Annotated in this window: 8 protein-coding genes; 4 read left to right on the top strand and 4 right to left on the bottom strand. The window is 51.7% G+C overall.

The window, feature by feature from the left end; all coding sequences use genetic code 11:
- Positions 1-32: 32 nt before the first annotated feature.
- Positions 33-2354: a PKD domain-containing protein gene (locus CLC93_RS15135; RefSeq protein ID WP_169903060.1), complete on the bottom strand. Its 2322-nt coding sequence runs from the start codon at positions 2352-2354 to the stop codon at positions 33-35.
- Between the two features lie 180 nt (positions 2355-2534).
- Between CLC93_RS15135 and CLC93_RS15130 the strand changes: the two genes are divergently transcribed.
- Positions 2535-3446, top strand: coding sequence for a pyridoxal-phosphate dependent enzyme (locus CLC93_RS15130; protein WP_095506823.1), 912 nt, complete (start codon positions 2535-2537; stop codon positions 3444-3446).
- Between the two features lie 99 nt (positions 3447-3545).
- Here the strand turns inward: CLC93_RS15130 and CLC93_RS15125 are convergent, their stop codons facing one another.
- Positions 3546-5102, bottom strand: a complete 1557-nt coding sequence (locus CLC93_RS15125) for a SulP family inorganic anion transporter (RefSeq protein ID WP_095506822.1) — start codon at positions 5100-5102, stop codon at positions 3546-3548.
- Positions 5103-5327: 225 nt separating this feature from the next.
- Entirely contained in the window at positions 5328-8729 is a 3402-nt protein-coding gene (gene rne / locus CLC93_RS15120; protein ID WP_095506821.1) for a ribonuclease E, read from the bottom strand.
- Between the two features lie 517 nt (positions 8730-9246).
- On the opposite strand from rne, the gene rluC reads away from it, so the two are divergent.
- The 3 genes from rluC (at position 9247) to CLC93_RS15105 (ending at position 11584) form a co-directional block, all read left to right on the top strand.
- Positions 9247-10206, top strand: a complete 960-nt coding sequence (gene rluC / locus CLC93_RS15115) for a 23S rRNA pseudouridine(955/2504/2580) synthase RluC (protein WP_095506820.1) — start codon at positions 9247-9249, stop codon at positions 10204-10206.
- A gap of 107 nt (positions 10207-10313) precedes the next feature.
- On the top strand, positions 10314-11006 hold the full coding sequence (locus tag CLC93_RS15110) for a TetR/AcrR family transcriptional regulator (RefSeq protein WP_169903058.1): 693 nt from the start codon (positions 10314-10316) through the stop codon (positions 11004-11006).
- An 83-nt stretch (positions 11007-11089) separates the two neighbouring features.
- Complete coding sequence (locus CLC93_RS15105; protein WP_095506818.1) at positions 11090-11584, top strand: putative ATP-dependent zinc protease; 495 nt, start codon at positions 11090-11092, stop codon at positions 11582-11584.
- Here CLC93_RS15105 and CLC93_RS15100 read toward each other — a convergent pair.
- Positions 11581-12771, bottom strand: a complete 1191-nt coding sequence (locus tag CLC93_RS15100; protein ID WP_095506817.1) for a class I SAM-dependent rRNA methyltransferase — start codon at positions 12769-12771, stop codon at positions 11581-11583. The two genes, CLC93_RS15105 and CLC93_RS15100, sit on opposite strands and share 4 nt — an antisense overlap.
- Positions 12772-12779: the final 8 nt, after the last annotated feature.

Below are 12779 nucleotides of genomic sequence, written 5' to 3'. Positions count from 1 at the left end.
TGGCTCTTATACAGCAGTTCCTCGGGTGCTAGCTAGAAACGTTTAAAGGCTCGACGGCGTTTTATTTCAAACATCAGCAGTAGGCTGAACAGCAAACCGACAGCGCCACCGCCACCAGAGTCGGAACTCGGCGGTGGTGCTGAAGTCGGTTGCGGAGTGGGCGCAGGCTGGGATGCCGGTGCGGTCACGGTCACAGAGCTTTGATCAGACGCGACTTCGCCACGACTGTCAGTTACCACTAGAGCAACTTGATAAGTCCCCTCAGACGTATATTCATGCTCAGGATCTGGGCCGCTAGCTGAATTTCCATCGCCAAAGTCCCAATCGTAGTTGTAACCCGGGCGACCGCCAGAGACTTGGCTATTCAAGCTAACCTTGAGATCGTCAATGACCGCAGAAAACTGTGCTGCTAGAGCGGCAAATACCTCAAGTGTTTCGCTTTGACTCATGCTCGAGCCAGCACTATCGGAAATGGTCAGTGTTACCGTATAGCTACCTGAAGTGCTGTAATCATGCGACTGATTGGGCCCATTCTTGGTCGGTGAACCGTCGCCAAAATCCCAACTGTATATGATGTTCCCTTGTCCTCCGGAGGCCTGGGCATTAGCACTCACCGACAAGGCGTCGGCTTGCACATCAAAGCTATCCAACGTTAAACGTGGGGCGGAAGCAAGGGTGAAGGTTATGCTTTCAATATCTTGATGATTGCTGCTAGTCACCCAAAACTCTGCGGTGTATGTGCCTGCTTGTTGGTAGCTGTGTTCAACCGATAGTTGGTCGTCAAATTGTCCAGCCCCTTCGATGATCCAGTAATAACTGTATTCGCCAGTTCCCTCAATCACAGTGGCATTGGCTTGAATATCCAGACCGTTGACCAAAATTTCTATTTCGCCAACTTCGGCGAATCGAAACGGCTGGTGATCATAGTTAATGGTCATCGAGTCCTGTTTGCCATTGGCGTCAGTGACCGTCAAGGTGACTTGATACTGTTTGTACTCGCCGTATTCGTGCAACGCACCATCGTCAAAGTCATCGCGGATGGTGCCATCGCCAAAGTCCCAAACAAACGCCAAAGGTGGGGCGCCGCCAATCACGTCAGAGCCAAAACCGACCACTTCGCTAGGGTCGTCTATCATTTGCGCCGTTAGGCTTTGAATATCCGGGCCATCCACATCGTCAACGACTGTAACGCGCTGCTGGAAAACGTCGGTTTGAGTGCCGCTAATAACGGTAAGACTGACGTCGTACTCACCACTGTTTTGGTAGCTGTGGTTGGCAGTCAGCGTATTGGTTGTGCCTGAGTACTCCAAATAACTCCACTCTTGTTCGACCCGGGTACCGTCGCCGAAATCCCACACGGTGGAGAAATCGCCAGAGCCCGTGGTGACATCCGCAGTGACATCGACCGACAAGAAATTAGGCCGCACTGATGCGCTGTTCGGCACTATTTGTGCCTTTGCGAAATCAGTGAGCCAAGGTCGGCCCATTTGCATCAGAGTATTGCCGTACATGTCGGTGACTTCGACGAATAAACGGTAGGGCACTCGCTCTCTCTCGTAGCGAAATGATGCCCAAGGTGTGCTAGCTTCAAATGAGCCGGCTAGCCATGAATAACTCAACAAGCTCGGTTCAACGCCGGTTTTGATGAAGTAATCTATGGTGTCAGTAAACTCGGCATTGCCATCATCTTCGTCGACTTTTATCACCCAACCGTCGAACACCATGTCGGATTCTTGAGTGTCGTAAACTGTGATCTGCTGCTCATAGTAGTCCGCGGTGTTACCGCTTTGGACATACACCACGACCAGATAGCTACCCGGAGCGCTAAAGGTATGTTCCAACTCAAAGCTACTGCCGCTGTCAAACTCATAAGAGAATTCGTTTGCGACCGAAATTTCGGCATACCATATGTCGGTACTACCAGGACTAATTTCGACGCTCATCTCGAAGTTGAGGGCACTAGTTGCATAGGACAAGGCTTCGAGACCAACAGGTATGAAAGCAAAGACACTGTGCTCAACGCTTGCCGTAGCGCTCTCGCCGTTGGCATCGACCACAGTGAGAGTCACGACATAGCTGTCCTGCAAGGGCCGTCCGGAGACTACACTGGCGAGCTCGTAGTCGTGGGAGGCGATGGCTTCGTAGTTGTTGGAAATGGTTCCGTCGCCAAAGTCCCATTGATAGCTAACCGGTATGTCACCAGAGAGGGTGGCAACCATACGGTTTGAAGAGCCCCAGTCATCCTTATACACATCGATTCGTTCGATAACCGGCGCGGCGTTGGTGGCAAAGCTGAAAGTGGCTGTGGCGAAGCCTAAAAAGAGGAGTAAAAAGCTGGTTAGGAGTGCACGCATGATCATTCCTTTGATTAGTCAATCCGGACTCATAGTTACAATGTCAGCGCACACAGCCAGTGGACTGGCTTTTGGTAAATGCACATCAAAGGTAGTAGAGTGACAAGCCTTGTCAAGCCAGAACACTAGTAGTTCCTAGGCTTCTTTCATTAGCGAAACGCAACCGAAATAAGGACAAACGTGAATCCCTCTGCCTTGTTTTTAAATAGTCCCTTGATCCTCAGCGATTTTTACTCACAACAGACCGGCGCCAACGTATGGCTGAAGATGGATGCCCTGCAACCGAGTGGCTCTTTTAAAGCCCGAGGTATGGGTCATGCCTGTGCGCGCTATTACCAACAGGGAGCGAGGCGCTTTATTGCATCCTCTGGTGGCAATGCCGGGCTGGCAGTGGCCTATGCTGGCGCTCAACTGGGCGCTGAAGTCTTGGTGATAGTACCTCGCACGACGAAAGCGCGGGCGATAGACTTGATTGAGCGCCAGGGTGCGCAAGTTGAGGTGCACGGTGAGAATTGGAATCAAGCTCACGAGTATGCTTTGTCTCTAGTCGATGAACACAGCGCCTATTTGCACCCATTTGACGATCCACTGATTTGGGAAGGGCACGCGAGCCTGATTGACGAAGTGGTTGCTGCAGGATTAGCGCCTGACACAGTGGTGCTATCGGTTGGCGGTGGTGGCTTGTTACGCGGCATAGCTCTAGGACTTGAGCGCAATGGTCTATTGGGTACTCAGATTATCGCTGCCGAAACCCGCGGTGCAGCCTCACTTGCGGCCGCTAAAAGTGCCGGCAAACGGGTTAGCATTGATGGTATCGAGTCGATAGCCAGTTCGTTGGGCGCACGGCAAATAGCTCAGGCAGCGTTTGAGGTAGCGCAAAGACCCACAACTCACTCCTGTGTTGTGAGTGATACTCAAGCGGTACAGGGTTGTAAAACACTACTAGACGAGCACAGAGTGCTTACCGAGCCTGCTTGTGGCGCGAGTATCGCGGCCTTGTCTCAATCAAGTGAGATAGCGTTAGGTTCAAACGTGCTGGTGGTAGTTTGTGGTGGTGTGGGTATGAGCGTACAAGGGTTAATGGCGCTGTAGTTCGGCTGACAAAAACGCGAGATCTCAGGTGTATCTGCCCTCAATCTCGCGTTCTCATTCATACTCTATGGAGCGAGGCCAATTTGTTGGCCAACACCTCTAGGCTAAAGTGTCTGTAGCGACCTTGTAATCTGGATCTTCAATTAAGTTGACTTCGACTAAGTCTCCGGCTTTCCGCAACAGCTTACGACACTCGGGACTCAAGTGGCGCAGATGTAATTGCTTGCCTTCTTTCATGTAGCGCTCGGCTAAGGTGTCGATGGCTTCAAGCGCCGAGTGGTCCGCCACTCGAGATTGGTCAAAGTCGATAATCACATGCTCAGGATCTTTGTTGGCGTCAAACAGCTCAAGGAAGTTGGCCACGGAGCCAAAGAACAATGGACCGTAGAGCTTGTACTCTTTGCTGCCATCGTCGTTGTCTGAAGCGGTTACAGTGATGTGCTTGGCGTGCTCCCAGGCGAATACCAAAGCACTAACAATTACACCCACCAATACTGCAATGGCCAAGTCGGTAAACACTGTCACTACGGTGACCAACACAATCACGAAAATATCCTGACGAGGTACCTTGTTGATCATGCGGAAGCTGGCCCACTCAAAGGTACCCAATACCACCATGAACATGACACCCACCAAAGCGGCCAGAGGAATTAGCTCGATGAAAGGTGCGGCAAATAGTATGAAGATCAATAAGGCGATGGCGGCGGTGATCCCGGACAAACGGCCACGACCGCCGGAGTTTATGTTGATCATCGACTGACCAATCATGGCACAGCCACCCATGGCGCCGAAAAAGCCACAACTGACGTTTGCCACGCCTTGACCGACGCACTCGCGGTTACCTTGGCCACGGGTATTGGTCATCTCGTCGATTACGGTCAGGGTAAGTAGTGATTCAATCAGACCGATGGCAGCCAAAATGGCGGAGTAAGGCAGTATGATCATCAAAGTTTCCCAGTTGAAGGGAACCGCGGGAATCGAGAAGGTCGGCAGGGTGCCGGCTAGAGTAGCGTTGTCATTACCCGACATGGTGCGAACAAAATCAACTACGGTGCGAGTGTCTAATTCGCCGTAGAACACCATGCCTGTTACCGCCAAAATAGCCACAAGAGTAGCGGGTACCGCTGAGGTTAACTTGGGCAAGAAGTGGATGATTGCCATGGTCAGCGCCACCAGTCCCAACATGAGGTACAAGTCAGTACCGCCAAGCCAAGTTAGCCCGCCTTGACCGTCGTCGACTTTAAATTGGCCCAGCTGAGCCAAGAAAATCACAATCGCCAAACCGTTAACAAAGCCAATCATGACTGGGTAGGGCACCATGCGAATGAACTTACCGAGTTTGAACAGACCGGCGCTGATCTGGAACAGACCAGCGAGAACCACTGCGGCGAAGAGATACTGAACGCCGTGTTCGGCAACTAGGGCAACCATCACCACCGCCATTGCGCCTGTGGCACCAGAAATCATCCCCGGACGGCCGCCGAGAGTGGCGGTAACCAAGCCGACGATAAAGGCGGCGTACAAGCCAACCATAGGCTCAACGCCCGCGACGAACGCAAAGGCAACAGCTTCTGGAACCAAGGCTAGGGCTACTGTGATACCCGACAGGACGTCGGCTTTGGCACTGGCACCCTTGTGGCGAATGATATCGAACATAAAACCTCAAAACGGCATTGAAATCTAAGAGATGGCGCGCACATTAACGGGTTATCAGAATAGATGCAATCCGCCGATTACAATTATTTAACTTTCTCGGGATTATCGGTTAGCACACCGACGAGTTTTAACTCGTCAAAGCGCCGTGATGAACCGGTTTGCGCTGGTACAATGAGCACTAAAAAAGCCGCCCTGAGGCGGCTTTTGGACTCGCTAACTCTGCGCTTACTCTGGACGAGACATCTCAGAGGTCGCACTGTTGGTTGGCTTGCGCTTATCGGCGTCAGCGTTGTCAGCTTCGGACTCGTATTGGCGAGCCGTTGGCAATTCATCACTGGCCTTTGGTGCATCAACTTCAGGAGCCGTCATTTGCTCGCTGGTCATCGAGGCAAAACGGCTACCACCAGTGGCAGGAGCTGGCGCTTCTGCTTTCACTGCTGGAGTTTCAGCTGGGGCTTCTAGCTGTGCTGCGGCAGCAGTTTCGGCTGGCGCTGCAGCGGCTTCTGGCTTAGTTTCTGAAATCTCTAGCGTGTTAGCAGCAGTCGAGTTAGTCATAGCGGCAAAGCGGCTCTGGCCTGGCTTGGCTTTGGCCGGCTTAGCGGTCTCGACCGGTGCTTGTTTAACTTCTGCTTGAGTTTCAACCTTAGCTGTTACCGGAGCTTCTACCTTCGCTGGAGCGCTGGCTTTCGCCTCTGCTGCTACTGGAGCGGCTGCTGGAGCAGCGGCTTCGGCACTGGCACTCGCTTCAGGGGCCTTGGCCTCAGCTTTAGTTTCAGCTGCCTTGGTTTCAGGAGCCATGGCTTCTGGAGCTTTGGTTTTAGAAGCGGCGGCCACAGCGGCTTTCTTGGCTTTAGCAGGCTTTGCTTGAGCCTGTTCTGCTTTTACCGCTTGTGCATCATCGGCTTCTACCTTGGCTTCTGTCCCTGGGGCTTCAGTCGCTGCCGCTTCCACTGACTCTTGCTTCTCGTCAGCTGTCACGTTAACCGCACCAGAAACCATCGGCTCTGGGCTTAGGGCACTGGCTACCGCTTGGGCTAGAGGCTTTTTGTCTTTCTCTTCTTTAACATTGGCTTGGTTATCGAAGTGAATCACTAGCTGCTCTTCGTTGGCCGAGTCATCTTTGGCAGCAACTTCTGGCTTGTCGCCATTCTTGTTGCCATTGGTGTCAGCATCGGTGACGTGATTTTCTGGGTAACGAGCGCTTACCACGCTTTCTTGGGCGTGTACTTCGTCAACTTGAGCGATGTTGTCATCACCTTCGCGACGGCGCTTTTGACCCGCTGCGCGCAAGTGACGAGGGCTGCGACGGTTGCGACGGCCAGACTCGCGACGTTGCTTACCGTTATCGGCCTTTTCAGCTTCGCTTGCATCTGCTTCGGTCGCTTGTACGGCTTCGTCGGCTTTCTTTTCAGTCGCTTCGGCTTTGGCCTTTTGGGCTTTCTCGCCTTTTTGCGACTCTGACTTTTGCGGCTTAGCTGGTTTGCTTGGTTTTTCAGCTGCTACTTGAGTCTCAGCGACAGCCTGAGTTTGCGCAGCGGCTGTTTGAGCATCAACCTCTTGGTCTTTGTTTTGCTCTACGCGAACCTTACGGCGCATGTTGCGACGCTGGCGACGCTCTTTAACCGCTTCCTCTTTCACCTGAGTGGTGGCTTCTTTAGCTGTTTCGCTCTTGCCTTTGCGACGTTCATTGGTGCGGTTTTGCGAACGACCTTTCTTGGCTTGCTCGTCTTTTTCGCGAAGCATGCGCTCTTGAGCGGTTTCGTTTTGCTTGCGACGGTTGTCACCGCGCTTGCCTTGACGGTCTTGATTGCGACCACGACGGTCGTTACGACCTCGGTTGCCACCACGACGGTTGTCTTCGCGCTTGCCTTTACCTTTGGTTTGTTTCTTCGGTGCTTCTTCTGCACCAAACAAGTTTTTAATCGCGCCAATGATAGAAGCGAACAGTCCAGGCTTGGCTTTGGCTTGCTTCTTCGGTTGTTGCTTGGTTTTTTGCTTAGGCGCTTCTGCAGTCTTAGCAGGCGCTGTGGTTGCCGCTGGAGCACTAAAGCCTGACAGGGCAGGTTTGTCCGACTCGCTGCGCTCTAGTTTGCGCGGCTCGTACAACTTGGCATCAGGCGTTTCTGTGCGCTCATAGCTCGCTTCGGCAATGGTGTCGTCTTTGCGCTTGCGGTTAACCGTGTAATCTGGGGTCAACATGTGCATGTCTGGAATCACATACACTTCAACGTCATGGCGCTGTTCGGTAATGCGAATCGCCTTGCGTTTTTCGTTGAGCAAGAAGGCAGCGACATCTACAGGCACAATGGCTTCGATTTGCGCTGTGTTCTCTTTGATGGCTTCTTCTTCCATCAAACGCAAAATAGACAGTGCTAGCGACTCGGTACCGCGAATGGTGCCTTGGCCTTTACAGCGAGGACACAGGTCAGCTGCGGCTTCACCAAGTGATGGACGCAGGCGCTGACGCGACATCTCCATCAAACCAAAGCGAGAGATGCGGCCTAGCTGAACTCGAGCGCGGTCAGGACGCACGGCATCGCGCATGCGGTTTTCCACTTCGCGCTGGTGACGGGCAGGGCCCATGTCGATGAAATCGATAACGACCAGACCACCTAAATCGCGCAAACGCAATTGGCGAGCAATTTCGTCAGCAGCTTCTAAGTTGGTGTTAAGCGCGGTTTCTTCAATGTCCGAGCCTTTGGTGGCGCGAGCCGAGTTAATATCAATCGAGGTAAGCGCTTCGGTTGGGTCAATAACAATCGAACCACCGCTTGGCAGACGCACTTCGCGTTGGAAGGCCGACTCGATTTGGCTTTCAATTTGGTAATGAGTGAACAGCGGCACTTCGGCTTTGTAAAGCTTAACGCGCTCAACAAAATCAGGACGAACTAAGCCAATGTGTTGTTTGGCTTCGTTGTAAATACGCTCGTGGTCAATCAGGATTTCACCCACGTCGCGACGCAAGTAGTCGCGAATCGCGCGCACAATTACGTTGCTTTCTTGGTGAATCAGGAAGGGTGCAGAACGCTTCTCTGCCGCTTCGGTAACCGCCGCCCAGTGGTGTTGCAGTACGTGTAAATCCCAAGCCAACTCTTCAGCGGCTTTGCCCACACCTGCGGTACGTACAATAAGCCCCATGCCTTTTGGCACGTCAAGCTGTGATAACGCGGCTTTTAGTTCGCTGCGCTCATCACCTTCGATGCGGCGAGAAATACCACCGGCACGCGGGTTGTTGGGCATAAGGACCAAGTAAGAGCCGGCTAGACTGATGAAAGTGGTCAGGGCGGCGCCCTTGTTGCCACGCTCTTCTTTGTCTACTTGAACGATAACTTCTTGGCCTTCTTTAACGGCGTCCTTGATGTTTGGACGGCCTTGAAAAGAATAGCCTTCAGGGAAGTATTCGCGGGCGATTTCTTTGAGGGGAAGGAAGCCATGGCGCTCGGCACCGTAGTCAACAAAGGCCGCTTCTAAGCTAGGCTCAACGCGGGTAATTTTACCTTTGTAAATGTTGGCTTTTTTCTGTTCGTGTCCCGGACTTTCAATGTCCAGATCGTATAAACGTTGACCGTCTACAAGGGCAACGCGCAACTCTTCTGATTGAGTTGCATTAATTAGCATCCGTTTCATGTGGACCAAAATACTCGTTTTTAGGTCACAATCCGGTTGCGCTGGGCGCTAGGGTTTGACGTGTTTTCACAGCCTCGCGGCTGGATCAAACCAGGACTTGCCGCACTTTGCGGGCGAACGCTTCACAGCGTTGGTCAAATCAATACTACAGTAGGAACTCGTCACTAGACCAGTTCCAAAAATTCTCTGTGTGTCTTCTAACTGCTACCAAGCAGCACCGAATTGCAACAGGTTTCTGTCAATTCTGTGGTTAATGCAGATCAAACGGCGATAATCGTTTCGTTTCGCTGGGGTAAACCTTAGACAAAAAGGTGGAATGCTTTCATTTCCACAGGTTTACCGAACTTTCAACCTCAGCTTTTTCTGATAAGTTATCGGCGTTTTCTGCCAAGTCGGGGGAAGTTATTAACACCTTATCAGCGGTTTATCCCCATCGACCGAGTTAATATAGCAATAAGTTGATTTAACAGCAATGCAAAGGCGCATCAATGGGCTAACTCATGTACAATGTCGCCCCATGAAAACTGAGCAATCCCAAAATCGCGTCCAGTTCGTCGAAGTAGATGCCGAATATCAAGGTCAACGCATCGACAACTTTTTGCGTACCCGCCAAAAAGGCGTTCCCAAGAGTCTGATCTATCGAGTTATCCGCAAAGGTGAAGTGCGGGTAAACAAAAAACGCGTCAAACCAGAGTACAAGCTACAGCCTGGTGATTTGGTGCGTATTCCGCCGATGCGAGTGGCCGAGCGCGATGCGCCGGAACTACCTTCGGCAAGCTTGAACAAAGTATCGCAGCTTGAGTCCTGTATCATCTATGAAGATGCTTACCTTATCGTGATCAACAAACCATCGGGTATCGCGGTTCACGGTGGTAGTGGGGTGACCTTTGGACTGATCGAAGGTTTGCGCAGCCTGCGCCCCGAGCAAAAGTTTTTGGAATTGGTGCACCGTTTAGACAAGGACACCAGTGGTTGTATTTTGGTGGCGAAGCGGCGCTCGACCTTGAAAGCGCTGCAAGATCAATTACGCGCTAAGACCATGAACAAAGACTATTTGGCTTTGGTACGCGGTCAGTGGCAGGCCCACGACAAAAAAATAACCGCGCCGTTGCTAAAGATAACCTTGAAGTCCGGCGAGCGGATTGTTCGCGTCAACAGCGAAGGTAAGCCCAGTAAAACATTATTTAGCATCGAGCAGCGTTATGCCGATGCGACTTTGGTTAAGGCTTCTCCAGTGACTGGCCGCACCCATCAAATTCGTGTGCATTGCCAATATACCGGCCATCCAATTGCTTGCGACGACAAGTACGGTGAGCAAGGATTTGACCGAAAAATGGGTGAGCAAGGGTTAAAACGATTGTTTTTGCACGCTGCGAGATTGTCCTTCTACCATCCAAATCTCGAAGTTACCCAGACGGTTGAGGCACCACTGCCCGATCACCTCAAAGCCTGCCTCGCTAAATTGACCAAGATCTAAAATTGGTGGAAAGCTACCACTTTAGCGTTAAAAAATGAGATCTGCGCCTGCGTCCGCGGTTTGATCGCCTCATATAATGGACTTCCTAATTCCATGGAATACATAAGGTGAGCAACGTGGACGTGGCCTACGATCGTCAATCTGAACTACTAGCCGTAGCTCGAGGTTTAATCCTTGAGCAGGGAATCAATGGCTTTAAGCTGATCGATATCGCTAAGAAAGTGGATATTCCGCGCTCCCAACTATACGCACACTTTAGAAGTCGCGAAGATGTGCTGGTGTCTATTGTGGTTGAAGACCTGCAAAACGTTCGCGACGTTGTTATCGATCTGGTTAACGACGAGAGCTTGTCGCACTTTGAGCGTATCATGGTGATGCAGCTTGGCCCTATCTTTAAGGCGTTAGGCTCGAATGGCCGCGCTGGTACTCAATTCATCATGTCTAACCAATCGATATTGAACGCGGTTAGCCAAGACACTCGTGATTCGGTAGCGATGGCGTTCAACAACCTGATGAACTCCAGTCACCAAATTTGGATGGGCGCGATTTACGACAAGCAAGTGTCTGTCAACGAAGAGCAGATGCTAGAGACTAAGCGCTTGTTGGCTATCTTCCAGCGTGGTTCGGTCATTATGGCCTTGCACAAAGCCCCAAGTCAGCTGATGCTGCCGATAGATTTTGACTTCTGCTACTCCTATGTTTTCAATGCAATCAAAGCGTTGCAGTGGGATGAGCGAGTTGTATGCCGTCGTGCAACTATTGAGAAAAACTTGCAGCAGTACTTCGATAAGCCATTTTAATTGACGCTTAAGCCTTTGCTAAAGGGTGGTGCTTAGCTAGAATATCGAGTGTCCAAATTGAGAAAAATTTGAGGATTACTCGTATGTTACGTGCCACCTTGATCGGCGCCGGTTTATTGATTTCAGGTCTTGCAATCGCTGCTGATACCATTCCGCATAAACAAATCATCGGTCCTACCGCCATTCTCAGCGTCAGTGAAACTGGCATGCAGTACGACGCTCGCATTGACACAGGCGCGGTTGAAACCTCAATTCACGCTTACGGCCTGTCCATTGAAAACGAGTCGGCCAACAAGCGAGAAAACGTTGGTAAAACCGTTCGCTTCACCACAGAAAACGAGCTGGGCGAGCGCAAGCAAATGACAGGTGTCATTACTAAGACGTCATTGATCCGCAACTCTCAGGGCAGCGAAGTACGGTATAAGGTTGAGTTGTCGGTAGGGCGCAAAGGCGAAGAGCGCAAAATTGGGGTTAACCTTCGCGACCGCAGCCACATGAATTACAAGCTGCTTATTGGTCGCGATTGGTTGAGCGGCGAATACTTAGTCGATGTCTCGCTGCCAGAAGAACAGCGTTAGCAGATACGACACGCCAAACCGTTTAAGTAATAGCCTTCTGGAAAGCTGCCGGCGACAGGGTGGTCGGCAGCCTGACAGAAGCGCTCGATAATTTGCATTTCTCGTCCGGCGTCCAAGGCCGCGTCAGCCACAATCTTCTGAAACAAATCGCTTTCCATCAAACCTGAGCAGGAATAGGTCAGCAAAGTCCCACCGGGTTTAAGTAGCTTCATCGCTTGTAGATTAATATCTTTGTAGCCTCGACAGGCGCCTTTGAGCTGGCTGCGATTATCGGCAAACTTTGGCGGATCCATGATGACCACATCAAACTGTTTGCTTTGCTCTTGATATTGGCGCAGCAGTTTAAACACGTCCGCTTGAGTGTGAGTGACCTTACTAGCATCGAGCTGGTTCAAGGCAATATTGTTTGCCGCCATATCCAGAGCGGGCTGAGACACGTCAACATTCTCTACCGATGAGGCGCCAGCTTTGATGCAATACAAGGCAAAGGTACCGGTATAGCTAAAGCAATTTAACACCGAGCGATTGGCTACATAGTCCATGGCCTTGCGGCGGTTATCTCGTTGGTCGAGATAGAAACCGGTTTTGTGTCCGCTGGTGACATCGACGGCAATCGCAACGCCATTCTCTTCGATGATCACAGGCATCGCCGGCAGTTGGCCACGCAACAGTCCTTGAGTCAGTTCTAAGCCTTCTTTGGAACGACTTTCCACATCGCTGCGTTCGTAGATTGCGCAGCCTGGCAGTGCGGCCTCTAGCGCATCTAGCAAGGTCTCTCGCCAGTACTCGGCGCCGGCGGACAGCAGTTGGCAAACTAACACGCCGGCGTAGTAGTCCACAGTGATCCCTGGTAACCCATCGGACTCAGCGGCTATCAGGCGAAAGCCTGTAAGGCCTTGGCGTTCTATCAGAGTCGAGCGCAGAGCCAGCGCCTGGGCAATCTTGCCATCAAAAAAGTCGCGGTCCACCACTTGTTGCTTGCCGAAAGCCCACATGCGCAGGCGAATTTGAGAGTGGGGCGAGAAAGCGGCAACGCCTAAGATCTGGCCGTCGTGGGCGCGAACCTCAACGGTTTCACCCAGTTGCGGGTCACCTTTGACCGAGCGAAGGGCGCTTGCAAAAATCCAGGGATGACGACGCAGCACAGACTTTTCCCGTCCGGGCTGCAGATAAACGCGTTTTTTCATTGAAAGGC

Origin of the sequence: Paraferrimonas sedimenticola (assembly GCF_002282855.1) — a bacterium.
Lineage (GTDB): Bacteria > Pseudomonadota > Gammaproteobacteria > Enterobacterales > Shewanellaceae > Paraferrimonas > Paraferrimonas sedimenticola.
This window is presented reverse-complemented; position numbering and strand designations above follow the sequence as displayed.